Source organism: Allomuricauda sp. ANG21 (assembly GCF_040705235.1).
Lineage (GTDB): Bacteria > Bacteroidota > Bacteroidia > Flavobacteriales > Flavobacteriaceae > Flagellimonas > Flagellimonas marina.
Map to the genome: position 1 here is coordinate 972,984 of NZ_JBFCVT010000002.1, position 25,358 is coordinate 998,341.

Annotated in this window: 14 protein-coding genes; 11 read left to right on the top strand and 3 right to left on the bottom strand. The window is 40.9% G+C overall.

The genetic code is table 11. From position 1 onward, the window contains the following. Positions 1-4: 4 nt before the first annotated feature. Together AB1A65_RS06685 and AB1A65_RS06690 are read right to left on the bottom strand one after the other, a co-directional pair. Positions 5-3,094 carry a TonB-dependent receptor gene (locus tag AB1A65_RS06685; RefSeq protein WP_366586993.1) on the bottom strand — a complete coding sequence of 1,030 codons (3,090 nt, stop codon included), beginning with the start codon at positions 3,092-3,094 and terminating at the stop codon, positions 5-7. 523 nt (positions 3,095-3,617) lie between these two features. After that, entirely contained in the window at positions 3,618-5,639 is a 2,022-nt protein-coding gene (locus AB1A65_RS06690) for a glycoside hydrolase family 97 protein (protein WP_081894306.1), read from the bottom strand. 415 nt (positions 5,640-6,054) lie between these two features. Between AB1A65_RS06690 and AB1A65_RS06695 the strand changes: the two genes are divergently transcribed. From AB1A65_RS06695 to AB1A65_RS06720, 6 genes are all read left to right on the top strand, one after another. After that, complete coding sequence (locus AB1A65_RS06695; RefSeq protein WP_036382257.1) at positions 6,055-7,062, top strand: substrate-binding domain-containing protein; 1,008 nt, start codon at positions 6,055-6,057, stop codon at positions 7,060-7,062. A 152-nt stretch (positions 7,063-7,214) separates the two neighbouring features. After that, positions 7,215-8,372 (top strand): glycoside hydrolase family 172 protein, encoded by a 1,158-nt coding sequence (locus AB1A65_RS06700; protein WP_366586995.1) that lies wholly within the window; start codon positions 7,215-7,217, stop codon positions 8,370-8,372. Positions 8,373-8,470: 98 nt separating this feature from the next. Further along, entirely contained in the window at positions 8,471-9,610 is a 1,140-nt protein-coding gene (locus tag AB1A65_RS06705) for a DUF6786 family protein (protein WP_366586998.1), read from the top strand. 11 nt (positions 9,611-9,621) lie between these two features. Further along, positions 9,622-11,400 carry an L-fucose isomerase gene (locus AB1A65_RS06710; RefSeq protein ID WP_366587001.1) on the top strand — a complete coding sequence of 593 codons (1,779 nt, stop codon included), beginning with the start codon at positions 9,622-9,624 and terminating at the stop codon, positions 11,398-11,400. Positions 11,401-11,408: 8 nt separating this feature from the next. Then, positions 11,409-12,704 (top strand): L-fucose:H+ symporter permease, encoded by a 1,296-nt coding sequence (fucP, locus tag AB1A65_RS06715; protein WP_051947256.1) that lies wholly within the window; start codon positions 11,409-11,411, stop codon positions 12,702-12,704. Between the two features lie 14 nt (positions 12,705-12,718). Further along, on the top strand, positions 12,719-14,392 hold the full coding sequence (locus tag AB1A65_RS06720; RefSeq protein WP_036382265.1) for a ribulokinase: 1,674 nt from the start codon (positions 12,719-12,721) through the stop codon (positions 14,390-14,392). 171 nt (positions 14,393-14,563) lie between these two features. Here AB1A65_RS06720 and AB1A65_RS06725 read toward each other — a convergent pair whose 3' ends face one another. Beyond that, positions 14,564-15,778 (bottom strand): site-specific integrase, encoded by a 1,215-nt coding sequence (locus AB1A65_RS06725; protein WP_036382267.1) that lies wholly within the window; start codon positions 15,776-15,778, stop codon positions 14,564-14,566. Between the two features lie 462 nt (positions 15,779-16,240). Between AB1A65_RS06725 and AB1A65_RS06730 the strand changes: the two genes are divergently transcribed. The 5 genes from AB1A65_RS06730 to AB1A65_RS06750 all read left to right on the top strand — a co-directional run bounded on the left by AB1A65_RS06730 (position 16,241) and on the right by AB1A65_RS06750 (position 25,328). Beyond that, a complete protein-coding gene (locus AB1A65_RS06730) occupies positions 16,241-17,839 on the top strand; it encodes an amidohydrolase family protein (protein ID WP_366587003.1) in 1,599 nt (532 codons plus the stop codon). Between the two features lie 512 nt (positions 17,840-18,351). Then, positions 18,352-18,894 (top strand): sigma-70 family RNA polymerase sigma factor, encoded by a 543-nt coding sequence (locus AB1A65_RS06735; RefSeq protein ID WP_366587006.1) that lies wholly within the window; start codon positions 18,352-18,354, stop codon positions 18,892-18,894. Between the two features lie 87 nt (positions 18,895-18,981). Beyond that, a complete protein-coding gene (locus AB1A65_RS06740; RefSeq protein WP_366587009.1) occupies positions 18,982-20,148 on the top strand; it encodes a FecR domain-containing protein in 1,167 nt (388 codons plus the stop codon). A 271-nt stretch (positions 20,149-20,419) separates the two neighbouring features. After that, a complete protein-coding gene (locus tag AB1A65_RS06745; RefSeq protein WP_366587011.1) occupies positions 20,420-23,782 on the top strand; it encodes a SusC/RagA family TonB-linked outer membrane protein in 3,363 nt (1,120 codons plus the stop codon). Positions 23,783-23,792: 10 nt separating this feature from the next. Further along, positions 23,793-25,328, top strand: a complete 1,536-nt coding sequence (locus AB1A65_RS06750) for a SusD/RagB family nutrient-binding outer membrane lipoprotein (RefSeq protein ID WP_366587013.1) — start codon at positions 23,793-23,795, stop codon at positions 25,326-25,328. Positions 25,329-25,358: the final 30 nt, after the last annotated feature.

Sequence of the window (25,358 nt, forward strand, 5' to 3'; positions counted from 1 at the left end):
TTTTTTAGAAACTAATTTCAACTCCAAGTGTACTTACAGATCCCACGGGATATGTTCCATTGTCAATACCATTTGCGATTACTGACTCACCGCCAATTTGCGGAGTGTATCCGGGATAATCTGTAATGGTTAAAAGGTTCGTAGTGCTTACGTAGAGTCTTATTCTATTAAAAACGGATGATTCCAGCGGAAGGGTATACCCTATTTGGATATTTCGCAACCTTATAAAGTCTCCGTCTTCAAGAAATCTATCCAAAACGGCATAGTTGTGTCCAGCCTCAGTTATTCTAGGTTCGGTATTGGATGTTCCAGGACCTGTCCATCGATCCAAAAAGAATTTTTCATAGTTAAATATTGCAAATCCTCTTTCGGCCGTTCTTGAGTACAATACTTTGTTCCCCGCTTGACCGTCAATGTTCAGCGAAAAGTCAAAATTCTTAAAGTTAGCTGAGAAGTTCAAACCATAATAGATGTCCGGTATGGGTGATCCTAGAGTTGTCTTGTCATCTTCATTGATTATCCCATCCTCGTTTATATCGACAATTTTGATGTCGCCAGGCTGCTCACCGCCCCTAATGGCTGATGAGTTGATTTCTTCTTGGTCTTGAAAGATTCCCTCTTGCTTCCAACCATAAAAGGCGCCAATTTCTTGACCCACAATGGTTCGCGTGGACGAACCTATATTACGAACCCCACCGGCAAAAATCTCTTCCAATCCACCTCCCAGGGAGAGAACTTCGTTATCAACCGTGGTTAGGTTCAGTCCAATATTATACTTAAATTCTGGAGCATCATTGTTCCAATTGAGATTGAATTCAAACCCTTTGTTGACAACTGCAGCAGCATTTACAACAGGAGCAATGGGTACACCCACGGAGTTTGGTATTGGCACCCTGACCAAGATATCGCTGGTTTCCCTTCGGTACCAGTCTACCTCTGCGCTCAGATGGTTGTTGAAGAACCCAAATTCCAAACCTACATCAATTTGTTCGGTTTCTTCCCATTTTAATTCTTCATTGGCAAGCTCCACCAAAGCGGCACCGGGATAAATAGACTGGTTTTGTCCAAAGACTGCATTTAAGTTTGAAGCAACTGTAGGGAAGGCGGCTCCAGTGTCTATTTTATCATTTCCAATGATACCCCAACTCCCCCTTAGTTTTAAATAGCTGATGGCATCGGTTTTCATAAAGGGTTCGTTGGAAATCACCCATCCAGCAGCAATGGATGGAAAATCGCCCCATCTGTTCTTGCTGGAAAATCTCGAAGAACCGTCACGTCTAAAAGTCGCTGTAAATAAGTAGCGATCCTTATATCTATAATTGGCACGTGCCAAATATGACAATATGCCCCATGAAAATGAATTGTTCGAGTTGGTCTGCCCTTCGGTCTCTCCGGCATCGAGATAAAGTAGGTCTGATGAGGGGTTTAATTGGGAGGCTGGAAGGTTCAACCGTGTGCCGGATAAGTTTTCGGAAGTAAACTCCTGAAATGTTACCCCTGCCAATAGATCAACGTTGTGTTCACCAAATGAATTCTTGTATTGGAGCAGGTTTTCATTCAACCAATTGTTATGTTGGCCCCTAGATACTGTAAGACGACTATCCTGTAGCATCTGTATCGGTGTTATAAAATGGGCAGGTATAAAGAACTTACGCTCTCCTCGAAAATAGTCGATGCCAAAGCTGGTCTTAAAATTGAAGTTCTTTAAAAAATCAAACTTAAGATAGGCATTTCCCGTCGCTCGGAAACTTTTATTTTCATTGTTATTGAATGCCACTGAGGCTGCTGGATTTACCGTGCCTCCATTAGTGGAGGTATTGGTAAAGGTTCCATCCGGATTATAGGGCTCCAATGTAGGGTCTGCCTGCAGGGTTAAATTAATCAAACTATTGACTCCTCTACCTTCACCTTCTTCTTGTGAGTCAGTAAAAGTTAGGTTTAGATTTTGACCTGCCGTAATTTTATCTGAAATAAAATACTCGTTGGCAACCCTAAAACTTATGCGTTCAAAGTCTGACCTTCTGATAAGCCCATCTTGTTTAAAATAGTTTGTGCTAATGAAATAATTGGATTTATCACCACCCCCACTTGCGGATACGTAATGACTTTGAATAGGAGCCCCGTCCTGAATTAGCCAATCCTCCCAATTAAAGCCCTCACCATATTGGCTTGGATCTGCAAAAATGGGTGCTCTTCCCTCATTGGTTGCAGATTCGTTGGCCAAGGTGGCAAATTCGGTTGCATTGGCCATACCTATCTTGTCCACAACTGTTTGTACGCCATAATATGATCGAGCATATATTTCTGAAGTACTGGAAGACCCATTCTTGGTGGAGACAACGATAACACCATTGGCCCCTCTCGACCCATATATGGCAGTTGCAGAAGCATCTTTGAGTACTTGGAGCGATTCAACATTCTCTGGAGGCAAAAAGGAAATGTCATCCAAAAGAAGCCCGTCAACTACATATAGTGGAGAGGCATTATTCAGTGTTCCTACACCTCGAATCCTTACTATAGGCTGGGAACCAGGACGTCCATTTTGAGGAGTTACTTGAACCCCTGCTATTTTTCCTTGAAATGCATCTTGGAGGGATTGGGTAGGAATACTGACAATGCCCTCAGCTTTTAGAGTAGATACCGCTCCAGTAAGGTCACGCTTGGTTTGGGTTCCATAGCCAATGACAACTACTTCGTCAAGCGCAGCTGTATCCTCTTCCAGGGTAATGATCAGATTGGTTTGACTATTGACGGTTATTTCCTTGGATCTAAAGCCAATGTAGGATACAATGAGTGTGGTGTTAGGTTCAGAAACAGTAATGGTGAAATTTCCATCAAAATCTGACTGGACGCCATTGGTTGTACCTTTTTCAATAATGTTGGCACCCGGCAAAACAGAGCCGTTGTTGTCATAAACCGTTCCACTGATTTGCGACTGGGAGTTCTCAAAAAAATGTCCTTTTTTGGACTTGAAGTTATTTGCTTGGATGGTGAACACCGAAACAAGAAAAAGTAAAAGGGACAATCTCAATCTATAATCTGAATTGAATGAGATCAACCTATAATAGCATTGTTTAAAATTGAGGTTTTTCATTTTTACATAGTTATTATTAGTTTGATTAATCATGAAGGTTATTTAATGTGCTGGTCGTTCATTGGTTTAAAAAATCTCCTGCCCTAAAGGTTAAACAGCTAAAGTGCTTGCTTAATCAATATGTTTATTTAATCGTTTAAGTAAATTTATATTAAACGTTTAAGTAATTAAATCAAATGTATAGGTATATATTTATTTTAACAAAAAAATTTTGTTAAAATTATCAATTCATCAGAAAAGACATACAATTACTGTAAAGTTGATAGAAAATGATGTTAATGGGATAGAAGTAAGCCATCATTTAATTTTTCGCTGGTACAGTCCATCCTTTCCTTCGTTTATAGACCCCTTCAGTTGGTGAAACATATAATTTTTCCTGTCATGTCAGATTTCACCACTATTATTGTATTTAGGGGATACTTATCAGACCTCCATGCCAAATTGTAATTCGGTTTGAAGGGGATTTGGTACCGGACAGGAAAAACATTGGCTTCATGTTACCTTACATTGGTTTAAGGCAGGTTTAATGGACTTTGGTTAATCGTATTACCATTCCACCGCTGGCAGCCAACTGGATTTCCAAAACATCGTTGGCATTAACTTGTTTCTTTTCCTTATCTAGTTGGTTTGGGTCCAGATGAGCCTCCTTTCCATCTGTGTAGATTTCCGCCCAATAGTTCCCTTTTTCCAGAAACCCTAAATTAACATTGATGATTCTGGCTTTACTGTTGTTAAGGCTTCCCACGAACCATTGATTACCTTTTTTTCTAGCCGTGGTAACATATTCATCCACTTTGGCATCCAATATTTTGGTTTCGTCCCAATTGGTGGGTATTTTTTTAAGGAAATCAAACCCGGGTTCCCCTAGATAGGCATCCGGATAATCACATATTGAGGCTAAATAGCTTTCCAAGACCACATACATGGCCAGCATATGACATCTGGTAACTACAACCAACGGGCGTGTAAATTGCGTCTTGAAATCAGATTTAGGCACCGCTCGGAACCCGCCAAGGTGATAATCTGTGCTGCCGGCCAATAATCTGGTGAAAACAATATCCAAATCATGGTCAGCAGTTATGGGTTCAGGCTCCCATTTGTTGTATTCATAGTTGCGAGCACCCTCACGGGTAAATTCGTTGGGGTAGGTGCGATGAAGTCCAGTAGGTTTAAAGCTACCATGAAATTGAATGTAGAGTTTGTGCTCGGCAGCCTTTTGAAGAATCTCTTCCTGAATCAATACCATTTCTTGATCATCGCGATCCATGAAATCAACCATCATACCATTTATTCCCCATTCCTCAAATTTGGAAAAAGCTTTCTCTAGATTTGGATAAATCGCTTGCCAGTGTACCCAAACATGGATGCCAACCCCTTTTTCTTTAGCGTAATTGCACACCCTTTCCATATCTAGACTAGGAACTGGTATAGTAACGTCGGTTTGTGAGCCGACCGCTCCATAACCTGGAGCATTGCTGGAATACCATGCAAAACCACCATAGCCAATGACCGCATGATAGTCAATGTTGTTGGCGGCACAGAAGTCAATATAATATTTATTGGTCTCAAAATTGACCCCAGGGGCAAATGTAGTATCCGGGACAATGTCCCCGTTCCACCAATGGAATGATGTCTTTCCGGGTTTGATCCAAGATACATCCTTAATTTTTGAAGGCTCGTTTAAGTTTGTAAGGATATTTGATTCCAATAATGTGCCGATTCGGTCACTTATCATCATAACTCTCCAGGGCGTTTGGTGGGGAAGAGCGGCCCTTACTTTAACTTCTGATTGTCCTGGGAGTGGGGAGAGCTGACACGTTAAATTTTCATTCTGTTTCATGAGATACATTCCCGCATAATTCCTAAGGTTGGCTTCTGTTATCGCCATAAACGTTTTTTTGGGAAATTCAAGCAAAAAAGGCATGTCCATTAAAGTATCTTTCGGTATGGAATCATAAGGTAATTTATTGTAAAACCCCTCATGGGTATTGGTATATGAGTCCCAAAATAGCGTTCGTACGGTTGGTTTGCCTACAATTTTGAAGGAGGTCAATTCGTCCAAAAGCCCATAAGACTTCCATGCTTCTTGCTTAGGAAACTCATAACGAAATGCGATACCATCATTAAAAGCCCTTACGGCCAGAATAATGGTTCGGTTTGGTGCATTGTTTTCAACGAGTGGAATCCGTACTTCCCGGTATTCATTCCTTACCTTTTTATTTTTTCCCACCACGAGTTCGTAAGTTTCATCAATTGAATTGTATTGGGGCTTTCCCATTTTCAGATGGGACGTAAAATATCCACCTTCTTCAAACTGGAACCCGAGATTGGAATCATCAATGAGCGTAGTGCCTTTATATGAGATGCTATATTTGGGAGCTTTTTCGGTAATTTTTAAGCTAAAATGGACAATGCTATTTGGGGAGGATAGCTGTACCTTTTTCTGCGCATTTAGGGCTGGGGTTAAACAAAAAAAGAGTAGGGCACAGCGGTTACGGAAACATAATTCCAAAAAGTTTTTTTTGATGTTAAAAAAATATGCCATTGGTATTAATTTTTGGTTGAGTCATTTACATTTCGCATCCAAGATGAATTGGTCTTAGATTTATTTAAACGTTTAAATTATCAAACATAATAAGAAATCCATTAGGTTGAAAAATATATCTGTTAAAATGATTTTCAATATAATGGAAACTTGGTTATTGGTATGAAAGAGGTTTATATCATCGGTTTAACTGAACAAAAAGGTTCGCATCTATTTTTAATTGGATATTGTGCTAACTTTACTATTCGTTTGGAGTACAATAGAATGGTGTATCAGTTTCAGAACTTTTCCTATTTTGTAGGATAGATCTGGTGAATGCAAATGCATGTTGAAAGCAAAAAAAATTTGGTATCATGTGTTCTTATTGATACTTTGCAATTCAAATTATATTTAAACGTTTAAGACACATCCGCCCATGAAAAAAAAGACGTCCCTTAAAGATATTGCAAAAGAAGCGGGTGTTTCCATTGCCACGGTTTCATATGTCCTTTCAAAACAAGAAAACAGTGGTGTAAGCCAAGAGGTATCTGATAGAATTAAAGAAATAGCCAAAAGGCTGAATTATAGACCCAATCAAATAGCTAAGAGCCTTCAAAGTGGTAAAAGTCAGACCATTGGGTTGATTGTGGCTGATATTTCAAACCCATTTTTCGCACAAATTGCAAGAATTGTGGAAGATGAAGCTAAGAAATATGGATATACGGTCATTTTTGGAAGTTCTGATGAGAAGGCGACCAAATCTCATGATTTGATCAAGTTTTTATTGAACAGACAAGTTGATGGATTTATCATTACTCCAACTGAAGGCTCGGAAAGCCAGATTGAGCTCTTGAAAGAGCAAAACATTCCATTTGTACTTATTGACCGCTATTTTCCCAACATTGAAACCAACTATGTGGCCATTGATAATTATCAGGCGGCTTTTGACGCCACCAAAAAGTTGATGGATAATGGAAAAAAGCGAATAGGTATGATTGCCTATTCCACAGAATTGTATCACATGAAAGAACGGATAAAGGGACATAAGGACGCCCTAGGTGATGGGGTTTATGATACATCCTTGTTACAGGAGGTTGCCTTTGATAAGATTGTGGAGAACATGCCTAAAGCCATTGAAAATTTGGTCAAAGGAAACGAACCGGTGGATGCCATTTTTTTTGCGACCAACACCTTGGGAGTAATTGGTCTCAAGTATCTTGATGAATTGAAACTTCAAGTTCCAGATGATGTCGCAGTTATTGTTTTTGACGAAAGTGAGGTATTTCACTTCTTTTATTGCCCATTGACCTACGTAAAACAACCATTATCTGATTTAGCCAAAATGGCGGTAACCGTTCTTTTAAACCACATAAAGGACTCAAATGCCAAGACAGACAAGGTAAAATTGAATGCTAAGCTTGTAATTGGGAATTCCAGTAATTAATGACAATTTTTTGAATAAAAAAACAATTTAATGGAGTAAAAAATAAAAATAATACATTTTATATTTTTGTTTAAACGTTTAAATAGTATATTTGAACGGTAAGATGGTCGAAGGGCCACAGTGATTTATTTAACTGAAAAATTATATATAGTATGAAAAAAAGAAGAGGTTTTGTCCTGATATCACTAGTTGCTATGTTTTGTTTCCATTTAGGTTCTACGTATGCTCAGACCACGAATGGGCTGGGATCCAATCTGGGAAACATTTTTACCTTATCAGATGCAAAAACACGATCCATTAGCCCGGAAAATTTCACTGGGGAGAAAGGCAAAGGAGGCATGGCCGAGTTGGGAAATGGAACAGGAAGCCACGCGGCCCGAGAATTGGGACAAGGCTGGAAAGTTAGTCCGTCCGTAAAGATTGCTCCGGGAGAAACTTTCACTCTTGCTGATATAGATGATGAGGGTGCCATTCAGCATATTTGGATGACTCCAACAGGAAATTGGCGATTCTCTATTCTTCGATTCTATTGGGATGGCGAAAAAGAGCCTTCTGTTGAGGTTCCCGTAGGGGATTTCTTTGGAATGGGCTGGGGTGAGTATACTCCTTTAAATTCATTGCCTATTACCGTCAACCCAGGTAGTGCGTTCAACTCTTATTGGCCCATGCCTTTCCGAAAAAATTGTAGGATTACAATGGAAAACATTGGTACAGAGGAAATGTACCTCTATTATCAGATAGACTATACCTTAACCGATGTTCCGGACGATGCTGCCTATTTTCATGCCCAGTTTAGAAGAAGCAATCCTACCGAAGGTGCTCTCTATACCTTAGTGGATGGAATAAAGGGAAAAGGTCATTATGTGGGTACCTATATGGCTTGGCAGGTCAACAACCGAGGTTGGTGGGGTGAAGGTGAAATCAAGTTTTTCATGGATGGGGATAAAAAGTTTCCGACCATAGCGGGGACAGGAACCGAAGACTACTTTTTGGGTTCATACAATTTTGAAAACAAAAGAAAAAGGGAGTATGAGAATTACTCCACCCCCTATGCGGGTCTACACCAAATTATTAGGCCAGATGGACTATATGATTCCCAACAGCGTTTTGGACTTTACCGTTGGCACATTCAAGACCCTATAAGGTTTGATAAGGACCTAAAGGTTACCATTCAAGACTTGGGGTGGCGCAGCGATCATAGGTATTTACAGCAAAAATCGGATATAAGTTCAGTTGTGTTTTGGTATCAAGCCGAACCACATGCCAAATTCCCCACGCTTCCAGCGAAAAACGAACTTGAAGTGAATTAGTCATGTTAAAAAGGCAACTGTTTTTTGCAATAGCAATCACTTTTTTGATTACGGTATCCTGTAAAGATCACGGTAAAAAAGATTCAAAGACTGAGACCATGGACAAAGATGAAACTTTTATGGAAGGCTCTTTCGGTTATGATATAGATTTTCTTAAAAAATGGGATTCCAATCTCATTATATTGAAATCAGAAAACGCCTCGGTGGCGGTGTCTGGTAAGTACCAAGGCAAAGTGTTTACTTCAAGTGTGTCTGGCAATGATGGAAGGAGTATGGGGTGGATAAACTATGATGCTTTTGGTAAGACCGACCCCCACATGAATGCGTATGGTGGAGAGAGTAGATTTTGGTTGGGACCCGAGGGGAATGCGTATTCACTTTTCTTCAAACCAGAAGCTGAAATGACATTTGAAAATTGGAAAACTCCGCCCCCAATTGATAGTGAAGATTGGGATGTAACCGAAGAGAGTGAAACTTCCGTAGCCTTGGAAAGAACAATGGATATTGAAAACTATGCGGGGCATAAACTCAATATCCGTGCCCAACGAATAGTCAAAATTTTGAGTGCCGAACAAATGGAAGAATTGCTCGGAATACAGACAAAGGGAGTCAAATCAGTTGGTTATAAAACAAAGAACACTATCACCAATATTGGTGGTTTTGAATGGACGAAGAGTACTGGGGCTCCCTGTATCTGGATATTGGACATGTTCCCTCCATCAGAAGAAACAACTATTTTCATTCCATATAAAAAGGAAGGTACGGGGCCCATTGCCACTACCGACTATTTTGGAAAAATTGCTGAGGATAGAATTGGCTATGATGACGGTATTTTGTTCTTCAAAGCCGATGGCAAATCCAGAGGTAAACTGGGCATACCACCCCAGAGAGCCACTTCTATGGCCGGAAGCTATGATGCATCCAATAATGTTTTAACCATAACCCTTTTCGATGTGGATTCTGATGCCACTTATCTTAATCAAGAGTGGAATCTGGAAGGAGAACCTTTTTTGGGTGACGCTGTCAACGCATACAATGACGGTCCATTGGAAGATGGTTCCCAGATGGGTCCATTTTATGAATTAGAAAGTGTGTCCCCAGCTGCATTTATTAAGCCCAATGAATCGCTTTCCCATAACCATGCGGTTTTTCACTTAACTGGAAAGAAAGAAAATCTAGAACAGATTGTAGAAGAGGTATTTGGAACCACTTTAGAGCTAATAACAAATTTTTTATAGAAAATTTTAGAATGACCAAGACAAACAATTATCCAAAAATAGGTATCCGTCCAATCATAGATGGAAGGCTAGGCGGAGTAAGGGAATCCTTAGAGACCACTACCATGAATATGGCCAAGAACGTCGCCAAACTTTTCAGTGAGCAGCTGAAGTACCCGGACGGCAGCCCAGTTGAATGTATCATGCCGGACTTTTGTATCGGGGGCGTAAAGGAGGCTGTGGAGTGTGGTTCGCTTTTTAGTACCCAAAATGTTGGGGTGTCGCTGTCTGTTACGCCTTGCTGGTGCTATGGGACCGAGACCATGGATATGGACCCGCAACTTCCAAAAGCTATTTGGGGTTTCAATGGTACTGAACGACCGGGTGCGGTATATCTGGCGGCAACCTTGGCCGCACACAACCAAAAAGGCCTTCCTGCCTTTGGAATCTATGGTGAAGATGTCCAAGATCTTGATGACAGCCAGATCACTGAGGATGTGCAAAAGAAACTCTTGTCATTTGCCAGAGCAGGAATGGCGGTTGCCCTAATGAAAAATCGCAGCTACTTGGCCATTGGAAGCGTTTCCATGGGGATAGCCGGTTCCATGATAGACCCTGATTTTTTTCAGGATTATTTGGGTATGCGGAACGAATATGTGGACTCCTCCGAGGTGCTGAGGCGTATTGAACATGAGATTTATGACAAGGAAGAATTTACAAAGGCCTTGGAATGGACCAAGAAAAACTGTCGTGAAGGTCAAGATTTCAACGAGAAAGAAAAACAGAGGAGCACCGAACAAAAGGAAGAGGATTGGGAGTTTGTGGTGAAGATGACCCTTATTATCCGGGATTTGATGGAAGGCAATCCAAAATTGAAGAAGATTGGGTATGGGGAGGAATCTCATGGCCACGATGCCTTGGTCTCGGGTTTCCAAGGGCAACGACAATGGACTGATTTTCTACCAAACGGGGACTTTTCAGAAGCTATACTGAACTCCTCCTTTGATTGGAACGGAATCAGGGCGCCCTATATGGTGGCCACTGAAAACGATGCTCTTAACGGTGTTTCCATGTTATTCAATTATTTATTGACCAATACGGCACAGATATTTGCCGATGTTCGTACCTATTGGAGTCCCAGCGCAGTCAAAAGGGTTACTGGATGGCAGCCCGATGGAATAGCATCGGAAGGCTTCATCCACCTGATAAACTCAGGGTCCGCCACCTTGGACGGTACAGGTCAACAAAGTAAAGATGGAAAGCCTGTAATGAAATCATTTTGGGAGATAGACCAAAATGAAGTGGATGCTTGCCTAAAGGCAACCACATGGTACCCGGCCAATCTTGGATATTTTCGGGGAGGTGGTTTCTCATCAAACTTTCTTACAAAAGGGGGGATGCCCGTTACCATGTGCAGATTGAACCTTATTAAAGGTTTGGGCCCCGTACTTCAGATAGCAGAGGGCCACTCCATTGACTTACCAGAACATGTCCATAAAACCTTGGACGAAAGAACGGACCGTACTTGGCCAACAACCTGGTTTGTTCCCAAGACAACGGGAAAAGGGGCATTTGCCAATGTGTATTCAGTGATGAACAACTGGGGATCCAACCACGGGGCCATCAGTTATGGACACATTGGGCACGACCTTATTACCATGGCCTCAATACTTCGTATTCCTGTTTGTATGCACAATGTTGAGGAAGAGCGAATCTTTAGACCATCAGCATGGAATGCACAGGGAATGGACAAAGAAGGTTCCGACTATAGGGCCTGCAAGAATTATGGACCGATATACGGAATGAAATAGGCGGGCAAATGAAAAGTAAAAAAAGTTTGGAGAAAAATATCCCCGTTACCATGCCAGGTAATAAATGGCCCTTTATTCTCATTACCAGCTTATTCTTTTTGTGGGGACTGGCCAATAATATGACAGATACGCTTTTAGCAGCGTTCAAGCGTATTATGAGCATGACCGATTTTCAGACCTCATGGATTCAGATGGCCTTCTATGGATCATACTTTTTGCTGGCTTTGCCAGCGGCCATTCTTGTCAAGAAGTATTCATACAAAACAGGAGTTCTAGTGGGTCTGGGACTATTTATAATAGGTGCCCTTCTTTTTTATCCAGCCAGCATCAGTATGGTGTATGGTCATTTTTTGGCTGCACTTTTCATTTTAGCTGGTGGACTCTCCATTTTGGAAACTGCGGCCAATCCCTATATCATATCGATGGGGCCTGAGGAAACGGCAACAAGAAGACTCAATTTAGCCCAATCTTTCAATCCCATTGGAAGTATTACCGGAATATTGCTCAGCAAGATTTTCATCCTTTCCAATTTAAACCTATTGGACGCCGATGAAAGGGCATCCATGGCACCGCAGGAACTAAAAGCAATTCAATCTGAGGAGTTGACATCGGTTATGGGCACTTATGTTGGGGTGGCCTTTTTCTTGCTGGTCATCTGGATATTGGTAAAGGTAACAAAGATGCCTATGGCAAAGGATAAAGTGAAAAAAATGGACATTTTGGGTTCTATAAAGAGACTTTTGGGCAATCGGAATTATTGCTGGGCGGTAACGGCACAATTTTTTTATATGGGTGCCCAAATAGGGCTTTGGTCCTATACCATTCGTTATGCAATGCAAGAGTTGAGCAAAAGTGAAGATGATGCCTCTGTTTACTATTTGGCATCCATAATACTGTTTTCTAGTTCAAGGTTTGTCTTTACAGCCTTAATGAAATATGTTGCTCCAAGAAGGTTATTGTTTATTGCCTCGGTGTTGGGAGTAATTTGTACGTTGACAGTTATCTATGGCTCTGGAATGGTCGGTGTAACTGCACTAATTCTGGCATCGGGATGCATGTCTTTAATGTTCCCGACGATTTATGGATTGGGAATGCAGAAATTGGGCAATGATTCAAAAATAGGAGGATCAGGACTGATTATGGCCATTTTGGGTGGTGCTGTTCTCACAAGTGTGCAAGGTATCGTTTCTGATGGCTTCGGAAGCATCAACGTTTCGTTTTATGTACCCTTGGTTTGTTTTCTTGTGGTAGCTCTTTATTCCAGAGTACAAAAGAACCTTCAACTTAACGAAACTACAAACTAAATAGAGGAACACCTATGGCAAGCGATGATTATGTGATCGGTGTTGATTTTGGCACAGGATCGGTGAGGGCACTTTTGGTAAACGCACATAATGGAGATGAAATGGCTTTCTCCGAATTTGAGTATCCAAGATGGAAAAAAGGGATGTATTGTGATGCAGTACTGAATCAATTTAGGCAACATCCATTGGATTATATCGAGGGCCTGGAACATACCGTCTCCAGTGTCGCAGAACAAGTGGGAGCTGACATTGTAGAAAAAGTCAGGGCCATTTCGGTGGATACTACTGGCTCTACACCTGTGGCAGTTGATAAAACGGGGCAACCTTTGGCGTTGCAACAAAAATTTGAGCATAATCCCAATGCCATGTTCATTTTATGGAAGGACCACAGTGCCATGAAGGAAGCTGACGAAATCAATACTCATGCTACTAATTTTGATCAGGATTATCTCAAATATTCAGGGGGCATTTACTCGTCAGAATGGTTCTGGGCTAAATTACTGTATGTATTAAGAGTAGATAAGGATGTCGCCAAATCCTGCTTCACCTGGGTTGAACATTGTGATTGGATACCATTTTTGTTGACCGGTGGCAATGATGCCAAAAAAATAAAGAGAGGGGTTTGCGCTGCAGGACACAAGGCCCTTTGGGCAGATGAACATGGAGGTTTGCCCCCAAAAGAATTCTTTACCACTTTGGCCCCTGTGTTGGAGAACTTGGAACATCCTCTTTTTACTACAACCTTTAATTCAGATAAATCTGTTGGGAACCTATCACAAGAATGGGCCAAAAGACTTGGGCTCTCCACTAATGTTTTGATAGGCGTAGGTGCTTTGGATGCCCATGTTGGAGCAGTTGGGGGACAGATTGAACCCTTTTATCTCAGTAAAGTCATGGGCACATCTACCTGTGATATGATGGTAGTGCCTACAAGTGATGATATAGCCATGGTTAGAGGAATATGTGGTCAAGTACGGGACTCCATTGTTCCCGGAATGGTTGGTCTTGAAGCTGGACAGTCCGCTTTTGGCGATGTATATGCGTGGTTTCAGGAACTCTTGGTCTCAACAGGGTTAAAGGCAATTCGCAATAAATCCATGGACCTGGGCATAAAGGCCGAACTAGAACAAGAAATAACCCATCAACTATTGGAGCAACTAGGGAAGGAAGCCTCTAATCTTCCTCTGGAAGAAAATTCAGAAATGGCCATTGATTGGTTCAACGGTAGAAGAACACCAGATGCCAACCCCTATGTAAAAGGAACGTTACTCAATCTTAATTTAGGAAGTGATGCCGCCAGAATATATAGGGCACTTGTGGAAAGTACGTGTTTTGGGGCCAAAATTATTGTGGACCATTTTGAGAAAAATAATATCTCATTAAAAGGAGTTATTGCTTTGGGAGGAGTGGCAAGAAAATCAGACTATGTAATGCAAATGATGTCCAATGTATTGAACCTACCGGTTAAGGTTCACAACTCGGAACAAACCTGTGCTATGGGTGCTTGTATGTTCGCGTCCGTGGTGGGAAACATTCACAATGATGTGGAAGAAGCTATGACAAAAATGGGGAAAGGTTATGATAAGAGCTTTATGCCCGAATCTGATAGGGTGGAGACTCACAAAAGAAGATACAATGTATATAAAAAACAGGGAGTCTTTCAAGAGAGGATATTAAATAAAGAGTAGAAAGTCATTGGTCACAAGCAAGGGATGTTGGAGGGTCTTTAAGATTTGAATTATTGAATTGATGGATTCTGAAAATCAATACCTTGAGAGGTGATACAGGAAGGATGTGAAGATAGCTTCTTGAGATGGGACTGGACTCGAACCAGCGACCTTCGGGTTATGGCTCTGCCATCAGAAGTTGATTACCTTAATCAAAGCGTCATCAGCCTCTTTGTGGATGAAATTTGATTGATAGTTTATTGTGGTTTTCAGGTCGCTATGCCTATAAAGTTTTTGGAGCATTAAGGGATGTATGCTGTCACCTGCAATATTGCCAAAACTGTGTCTGGCTATGTGCATTGTAAGCTTTTTGTCAATTTGTGCTTTCTCCGCAATGGCTTTTAATCTGATATTCAGTTTTGCATTCCCGTTCCTTATTCTTTTGTATAATTTTTTTGAGTCCTTTAGGTCAACACCTTTCAATTCCGGAAAAATGAAGTCGTTGGAACCGTTTTTGTATCTTTTATAGTGATCCAAAATGGGATAAACCTTTAGTGGAATTTTCAAGCTGAGAAGTTTTGAATTTTTACCCATACGATATTGGAGCCTGCCATCTTTTATATCACTCCATCTTGTCCTCAGGGCATCAGAGACCCTGATTCCCGCCAAATAAAAACAATAAAGCCATACGTTTCTAGCATGTATTTCGAGTTCTGACAAACCCTCTAGACCTTCAATTTTTAAAATCTCTTCAACGGTAAGTCCAATTTTTTCACTTTCGGGAAATTTGATTTTTACCTTACCTGCTCCAAAGGGATATAATTTTCTTTTTACAACTCCTTCCTTTATGGCCTTGTTATAAAGTAACCGGATATAAACTAATACGTTCATGACACTGACCTCTTTCAAGGAATGTTTCTTTTTAAGAAAGATTTTCAGTCTTTTCAAAAAACGTTCATCAATATCTTTAAAGGTTAGGTCTTTGGTTTTGTAGAAGCTTAAAATGTATTTTGTATAGGCCGTTTCAGAGATATATCTACCATGTTTTCCCATTAATTCAGCTTCATCTAAATGTTCTTGGGCAAATTCAAAAAAGCTAAGATGTTTAGTGGGCTGGAAGATTTCCTTTTTTATTGAATGGACCGTGTTGTCCCTTCCTTTGGCCTGTATGGTGACCATCTCCTTTTTGGCTTCTTTCAGCTTGACTTTTATAAGTCTGTTCAATTCCTTCGAGTTTGGATGGGTCTTTCTAATCCTTTTCTCGGTTTCATCCCAATACTCTTTTTTGATGCGCGGCCCGATATGTTTGTAGGAGGATTTACGATTTTTTGTAATCCTCATGGCCAATGGATATTCTCCCAGCTTATTGGGCTTCTTTCTTAAGATAATTTGTATACTTGTCGCCATTATCCTCCTGTTGGGAAAGTCAAATCAGGAGTGGCACACTTGTCTAGTAGTGCTCTAGTAAATGTACTTAAAATTCAAAACATTTTTGGTACAACATTGATTGATTTCGTATGGTTTTGCATATGTCCAATTGAAATCAAAAATTATGTAACTAATTATAAATCAACTGATTTGACTTAGTTTGTTGCAAGATAATAATGACTTAGGATCTAGTGCCGCAAGGCGTGGGGGTTCGACTCCCTTCACCCGCACCAAAAGAATATAAGCCTCTCAATATTGAGAGGCTTTTTTATTCTTCTTTTTCAAGCTCAAAAGAGCTAATTGCCCATTTTTTAGTTAGGCATCTATTGAATCTTTTGTTTGGTGAACTAGGTGGTTCCACATCATAAAATTTGATCTCAGTACCCATTCAATCAAAGTAGGTTGTATATTGATGGGGAATAATGAAAAACCAGCATTTATATGAAAACCTCAAAGTTTAACCTCTTGACTATTTTCTGCCTATTCATTATGCAGATGGCATTGGGGCAGGTTGAAAAAGCTCCGGAAAGAACCGAAGGTGAAGGTCCGTGGTCACAGCTCATCATTCGTGGAGCTACCATGGTCAATGGAAATTTGTCCCCGCCCATTGGACCTGTAGATATTGTTGTCGAAAACAATCGTATTGTTGAGGTAAAAACCGTGGGGTATCCTGGGGTTAAGATCAATGAGGCCGAACGCCCAAAACTAAAACCGGGTGGTAAGGAACTTCAGGCTGAGGGCATGTGCATTTTGCCGGGATTTGTGGATACCCATGCCCATATTGGCGGAAAAGCACAGGGCACCACCGCAGAGTATGTTTTTAAACTTTGGATGGGTCATGGCATTACAACCATTGCAGACCCAGGAAGTGGAAACGGGTTGGACTGGACTTTGGATCAAAAGAAAAAAAGCGCTGAAAACAAGATTACGGCTCCACGAATTAAGGCGTATACCTTTTTCGGAGCAGGTTCTGAAACTCCTATTTCTACACCAGAACAGGCTAGGGAATGGGTGCGTGCCAATGCTAAGAGTGGTTCAGATGGGATTAAATTTTTTGGTGCACCACCCAAGATTATGCAGGCTGCTCTTGAAGAAAACAAGAAGCTGGGACTTCGCTCAAAGATGCATCATGCGCAAACATATGTGGGTGAATGGAATGTGTTGAACAGTGCCCGAGCGGGACTCACTTCCATGGAGCATTGGTATGGTTTGCCCGAAGCTTTGTTTTTTGATAGGACCGTTCAGGACTATTCATTGGATTATAACTATCAGAATGAACAGGACCGTTTTGGCGAAGCAGGTCAGTTGTGGGCTCAGGCCGCGCCTCCTTTTTCTGATAAATGGAACAGTGTAATGGATGAGTTGTTGGAACTGGATTTTACACTTTCCCCAACCATGGTAATTTATGAGGCCAACAGGGATTTGACCCGGGCACGGAGAGCGGAGTGGCATGAGGAATACACGTTGCCTTCCCTTTGGGAATTTTATGCTCCTAGCCGACAATCCCACGGATCATATTGGCATGCATGGGGAACCGAAAAGGAAGTTACCTGGAAAAAGAACTATGAGCTTTGGATGGCCTTCATAAATGAATATAAAAACCGCGGGGGAAGGGTTACCATTGGTACGGATGCAGGTTTCATTTATCAATTGTATGGGTTTGCATATCCACGGGAGATGGAGTTGTTGCGCGAGGCGGGTTTTCATCCTCTGGAAGTCATCAAAGCCGCTACTTTGAATGGTGCCGAAGCTCTTGGGATGGATGATGAGATTGGAACAATAGAACCTGGAAAATTGGCGGATTTTGTGATTTTAGAAGAAAATCCGGTGGCCAATCTGCAAAGCTTATATGGTACAGGGAGCATAAAACTCACAGAAGATAATGAAGTGACCCGTGTTGGAGGTGTTAAGTACACTATTAAGGATGGGATTATTTATGATGCCAAACAATTACTTTCTGATGTCAAGGAGATTGTTCAAAAGTCAAAGGCGGATAAAGATTATGAAATAATCCAACCGGGGTTGAAAGGTTCTGATTGACCTACTACAGCGTTATAAATCAAAAAATTAGAGGAAAAGGGCCATTGAATCCAAGATTTGATGACCCTTTTTTATGAACAATTCTAGCTTTCTGGACCATCCCAAATTTTATTTCTAACAAAATCAACAAAGAGCGTTAAAATTCAGAATGATTTTAAATGAAGCAAAAAGACCTATGAAGTAGTGAAATATCTTTAATATGAAATGTGTAAATAACATTTATATTTTACGAAATCGTTTGCATAAGCCGTTGATTCATAGTAAAATCAATTTTATATGATTAAGATTTCAAGGGTTAAGATGTTGTTGTTGAATAGTATTCGAAATAGGAGTATCCAATAAAATTGAATATTTGGTTAAGCCAATAGTAAACCTTCTCTTTTTTAAGTAAATTTTATGAAATCAAAAATATTTGAATATATTAGAGTGGTTTTTTTGAAATAATTGCACTTATTTTTATGCATTCTTCAATGTAAATAACCCCGGTCAATAAATAAGCATTTTTAAGATCAATGAAGAATCAAACTGAAGATACCATAAGAGGAATTTTCATAAAGCACTATCAGGAATGGTGTGTTCTTTCATTTACATTCCTCCACAGCATGGCAGAAGCGGAAGATGTCGTGCAAGATGTTATGGTCAAACTTTTGACTCGAAAAGATATCCATACTATAGAAAACCTTCCATCTTATATTAGAGTCTCCATCAAGAATGCCAGTTTATTAAAAATCAAGTCAGGTCAGAAGATTCGTAGATTGGATGACACGGTACGATTGTATGATACTTCCTACGAACAAGAACTAATTGATAAAGAAGGTAAAGTTGAGGTGCAAAAGGCACTAAATGTTTTGCCCGATCAATGTAAAAGGGTTTTTGAGCTCTGTGTTATTGAAGGACTGCAATATAAAAATACGGCAGATGTTCTTGGAATATCCACAAACACAGTAAAGTACCATCTAAAGAAGGCCTTTAAAATTCTGCGCCACAACCTTAGCACTTCGTATTTTTTTAGTCTAATAATTATGATTGTCACGTTTTTTTCTTTAAAAAATTGACATTTTAACAATTCTGCACTACCCGTTTTTTCTTTTTAGTAATTATATAGGTAAATGGTGGAAAAAGCCACTTAGTCAAACAGGCCTATGGAAGTCGCTTTACTGATATATAAAAAACTTACCTCAAAACTCACTGCATCAGAAACGTTGAGACTTTCAGAATGGCTAGAGGCCTCTGACGAGAATTGGGGCATTTTTAAGAAGATTGAAACGTTTTACCGGAATGGTGGAGATATCTCAGGTTTAACACAATTGGATGCGGATCAAGCTTGGGAAAAAGTATTGGAAAAACAATTGGCAAAGAAACGTAAAGCTAGAACCCGGCACATTATTCGCACCAGTTATAAATATGCGGCCGTTCTTCTGATTGCCTTTCTAGCCGGATATGCCTATTGGAATTACAATAGCAGTCCAGAGGATATAATGGACAGCAATCCAAAAGATGAAGGTGTAGTGATTGTCTTTGACAATGGGGAAAAAATCAGACTTTCTTCTGAAAGAAAGCAGGAAGAACTTTTGGATCAAAATGGGAATAGAATAGGTGAGCGTAATGGCGATCAACTGGATTATTTCGGCAAGGAAAATGTAACGGAGTTGGTCTACAATACATTGTATGTACCCAATGGGAGACGTTTTGATATTGTCCTATCGGACAATTCGCATGTATACTTAAATGCTGGGTCATCCCTCCGTTATCCAGTCAACTTTATACCTGGAAAGAAAAGACAAGTGTATTTGGAAGGGGAGGCCTTTTTTGATGTTTCCAAAGATAAGAATCACCCGTTTGTGGTGACCAGTGGAAACATGGACGTTGAGGTCTTGGGAACTAAATTCAATGTGAATGCCTACCCCGAAGAAACCAACATCAATACAGTACTGGTAGAGGGTTCAGTTCGACTGAACACCAACGAAATAGAAGAAAACAGAGACGCATCGGTGTTGTTGGAGCCCGGTCATATGGCCCAATGGGACCAAAAAACCAAATCCGCCCAAACCGAAGAAGTGGATACTGAACTGTACACTGGTTGGATGCAGGGAAAATTGGTTCTTAAGGGAATGCGATTCAAGGATATTTTGAAAAAATTGGAAAGGCACTATGGAGTGTCCATCCAAAATAAGAACAAGAAACTGGAAAACCGAGTGTTTACGGCCACTTTTGATGTTGAAACCATTGAGGAAGTGCTCAATACGTTTGTGGCGGAAACAAATTTTGATTACTTGATCGAAAAAGAGCAAATAACCATTTTAGAATAAATAACCAAAAACCAATTTATACGCCTATGAAATAAAAGCACATAAAAAAATCGGGAGATGCTGCAACATCTACCCGATTGAGATTATTAACTCAAAAAATTAAGTTAACTAAAAACATTACAAAGGTATGAAAAATTACATCAAGAGCACTCTGCCTTGTCTAACTAACAACTTGTCGCTGACGGTGAAACTGACTGCACTTTTTTTGATAGTTTCCTTTTTTTCGACACATGCAAATTCTTACTCCCAGAAGACCAAACTTAGTTTGGATATGGAAAATGTAGAGATTGCACAAGTGTTCGATCAGATTGAGTCTGTTTCAGAGTTCAAGTTTTTTTATGACAACAAAAAAGTAAATGCTCAAAGAAAGGTCACCATTAGCGTAGACCAAAAATTGATCACAGAAATACTGGACCAACTGTTCAGTGGCACAAACATCTCTTATCTTTTTAACAAACAGCAAATTGTTCTCAAAACCAAGAACGCAATCGATGTCGCCCCCATGGAAGCTAGCCTTTCCCCGCTTCCAGAGGAGAATTTCCAAACTACAATTTCAGGTACGGTTACAGACTCCAATGGTGTGCCAATACCCGGGGCATCTGTAGTTGAAAAAGGAACCACTAATGGGGTGGCCGCTGATTTTGACGGAATCTACCAGATTACGGTTCAGGGATCTAACGCTGTTTTAGTGGTGAGTTCCATTGGTTTTGCCCGTAAGGAAGTCCCTGTAGGTGGTGCCACAACCCTTGACATTACTTTGCAAGAAGATACTCAAAACCTTAATGAAGTAGTGGTCACTGCTTTGGGTATTAAGCAGGAAACCAAGAAACTGGGATATTCCATTGCCCAGGTAGACTCGGATGAGGTCAATGTGAACCGTTCTTCCAATTTTATGAACACCCTTCAAGGTAAGGTGGCCGGTGTAAACATTTCTTCATTGAGCTCTGGTCCTGGTGGTTCATCAAAAGTTAGGATTCGTGGTCAATCTTCAATTTCTGGCACCAACAACCCTTTAATTGTGGTAAACGGTGTTCCAATTGATAATACTTCTTTTGGTACCAGCCCGGGTAGTTCCAGTTCTGAGGTAGGTACAAACAGTGGCGGGGTTTATTCTGATGGTGGTGATGGTTTTTCCAGTATCAACCCAGATGATATTGAAAGTATGACCATCCTAAAAGGTGCCACTGGAGCTGCACTTTATGGTTCCAGGGCGAAAGACGGTGTGATCATGATCACCACAAAGTCCCGCGGACGTCAACAAGGATTGGGAGTTACCTATAACATCAACGTGACGGACCATACGCCTTTGGATTTTACGGACTACCAATATGAATATGGACAAGGTGAAAATGGGGTAAGGCCAACATCGGCCAACCCAACCTCTGGACAGTGGTCTTTTGGTGAGCGTTTTGAACCAGGAATGACCCAAGTTCTTTTTGATGGTGTTGAAGTCCCTTATGTTCCAGTGCGCGACAGAATAAAAAAGTTTTATAGAAACGGTACTGATATCACCCATTCCATTTCCATTTCAAATGGGTCTGAAAAGGGAGGATTCAACCTTTCCCTATCCAATTTGGGTAGTAAAGGTATCACGCCAAACAATGAGTTCAATAGGAAAACGGTAAACTTTGGGGCAAACTACGATTTGTCTGACAAACTTTCCATTGAGTCCCATATCAACTATTCATACGAGAAAAACATAAACCCACCCAACGTAGGTCAGCAGGATAACACAATTTCTGTTGCCTTGTACAACATGGCCAACTCCATGCCCTTGGATTTGTTGGATGAGAAAAAGTTCAATGCGGAAGGGAACGAGTTTGTGTATAGTAGATTTAGAAACCGTACCAACCCATATTTCACACTTTCTGAACAGTTCAACGAAATAAGAAGGGATAGAATATTCGGAAACGTTTTGGCAAGATATGAATTTGCGCCTTGGTTGATTGGTCAGGTTCGGGTAGGACAAGATTACTGGTCACGCTCCCAACAGTATAATGGGTACCCAACCGGCCAAGCTTCAAGACCATCAGCCCCGGCTCCATTCTTCAATGGAACCTTTACGCAAACCGCAAGACGATATAGAGAGACCAATGTGGATTTCCTCTTGTCTGGTAATGTAAATGTGAACGAAGATTTTGCAGTGGGCTACAACGTTGGTGGTAACCAAATGAGAAGAAGACAGGATTTGAATCGTGTTGATGTAACTGATTTCGTGATCCGCGATTTGTATACCGTGCAGAATGGTAGGGTAAAAAACCCAACATATTCACTTTCAGAAAGAGGAATCAACTCCTTGTACGGAGCCGTTGATTTATCATACAAGGATACGTATTTCTTGAGTGGTACGGCCCGTAACGATTGGTTCTCCACGCTATCCGAAGAAAATAGAAGTATTCTGTATCCATCGGTTTCCGGGAGTGTGCTATTCTCTAATTTGCTGGGTGACAGTGCTGAATGGTTGACTCTGGGTAAATTTAGAGCAGCCTATGCCGAAGTGGGAAGTGATACTGACGTGAGTCCGTATTCCGATGTGTTGTTTTATGACATCAATGCTAACTTCTTTCCTGGTCCAACAGGAGCACCCAATCCAGTTGCTGGTGCCAACACCTCCACACTTCCAAACCCAAATCTACGCCCCATGCGTGTTAAGGAGACGGAAATTGGTGTTGATTTAAGAATGTTCGACAACCGCGTAGGATTGGATTTGGCTGTATACCGTAAGACGACCATAGATCAGATTATTCCAGCTCAGATTTCCAACTCATCAGGATTTATAAGCCAGTTGATCAACAGCGGAGAAAGTAGAAGTGACGGTATTGAAATGTTATTGAACTTGACACCCATTAGAAATGATGATCTACGATGGGATTTCAACTTTAACGCTTCCTACAACAAGACCAAAGTGATCAGCCTCCTAAGTGATGAAGAAGGGGAAAGTATTTTGGTGGGTAACCACATATTCAATGGTTTCCTATACCAAGTTGTAGGTGAAGAAATCGGTCAATTGGCTGGTTTTGGATACAAGTTCGACGAGCAAGGAAGACAAGTCTTTGCAGATGACGGAAGACCGTTGCGATCAGATGATATCAAATTTTATGGTAGTGCGCTGCCCAGATGGGTTGGAGGTATCACCAATACGGTACGATACAAGGATTTTAATCTGTCCTTTTTGATTGACTTTAAACTGGGCGGTAAAATGATTTCAGGTACCAACTTCAACGCCACTAGGCATGGTCTTCACAAGATGACCCTCCCTGGAAGGGAAACTGGAGTTGTTGGAGAAGGGGTTAACCAAGCAGGTGAACCCAATACTGTTGCTACAGAATCCCAAACCTATTGGGAAGTTGTGCGCTCACAGCAGTTGATTGAACCCATTGTATACAATTCTGGATACTGGAAATTGAGACAGGTTACGCTAGGGTATGATTTCAGGAAGTTTATTCCTGAAGACTCCCCAGTACAGGGAGTGACCTTGAGCCTAGTTGCCAACAATGTGGCGATGCTTAAAAAATGGGTTCCCAATATTGACCCTGATTCTTTTAGCTTCAGTTCTGATAATGTTTCTGGACTGGAATCCACAGGTGTACCGACCACAAGAAGTATCGGGTTTAACCTAAACGTCAAATTTTAAATAAGACATCATGAAAAATATAGGGAATAGAATCATAATTTTTGTAATCCTGATAGGCTTATTGGGGTGCGAGAAGAATTTTGATGAACTCAATACAAATATTGTAGATCCTACCAGTGATAGTATAGACCCTGCATTTCTATTGAACAATGCAATAGTCGGACTTGCTTTTGACGCTGGTACGAATATTTACTATGACGAAGCTATTGTTCAACAGATTGTAACCCCTAACTCAGGATTTGTTTCCGGGGCAAACTACAATCAGGATAATAGAAACAATACGGGTAACCAATGGAATGATTACTTCCAAAATGTGATTAAACACACAAGTGATGTGATCAACCAATTGAACAGTACAGAATCAAACCGTACTAACTTGTTGCAAATGGCCCGTATTTTAGAAGCCTACGCTTTTATGGTCCTTACCGATGAATATGGGGATATTCCTTATTTTGAGGCAGGTAAAGGGCTATCTGAACAAATAGTTTTGCCTAAGTACGATCCTCAATCGGAAATCTACCCAGATATCATTAATGAGTTGACTGAAGCAAGGGATGCATTAAGTGCCTCTGCTCCAGCTGAGAATGGAGAGGCACTGTACGGGGGAGATTTGGATCAATGGAGAAAATTGGCCAACTCCCTCTTGGTGAGAGCTGGTATGAGACTTTCCAATGTAGATGCCACCTTAGCACAAGCAACTGTTCAAAGTGGATTTAATGGTGGGGTAATGGAATCCAACAATGACAATTTTGTTGTTAGGCACGATAACAACTTTTCCAATCCTTACTTTGGTGTTTTCAACGGAACAGAAGCCAATAACTTTTATTTGGTAGATACTTTTGTAGATTACTTGAGTTCCAATGATGACCCAAGATTGGCTTCACTGGCAATACGCTATGTTGGAGCGGCCTCAGGACCGGAACAGACAGTGGATATCTCATCCAAAGACCCTTCTGACCAAGTGGGAATGCCCATGGGCTATGACAACAGTACTATTGGTACGGTTGTTAGCGACTTGGGACTGGCCAGTTTCTATGATTTCTCACAATTAGATCGCTTCACGTATGGCGCACAAGCTGCACCATCATTCCTATGTACCTATGCCCAAACCCAATTATTGCTGGCAGAAGCAGCCGTTAATGGCTGGGTAACAGGAGATGCGGCCGAGTATTACGAAAATGGAATACGAGGTCATATGGAGCAAGTAGCGGCCTACGGGGAAAGTGTGGCAATAGCTGATGCTGATATTGATACATACATTGCAGCAAATCCATTGAATTTGGCCAATGCAGCAGAGGAAATCAATACACAGTATTGGGTGGCCTCTTTTTTGAATGGGCCTGAATTGTTTGCCAACTTTAGAAGGTCAGGTTTTCCAGATTTAACACCAAATCCATACCCAGCTCAGGACATTACTGGTGATTTCATAAATAGGCTAACATATCCTACTGCCGAAATTGCCGTAAATCAGGCCAATCTTCAAGAGGCGGTCTCCAGAATGGGACCTGATAACTTAGATACCAAGGTTTGGTGGGATGTAGATTAATAATAACCGAAATTATAACATATAATAAAG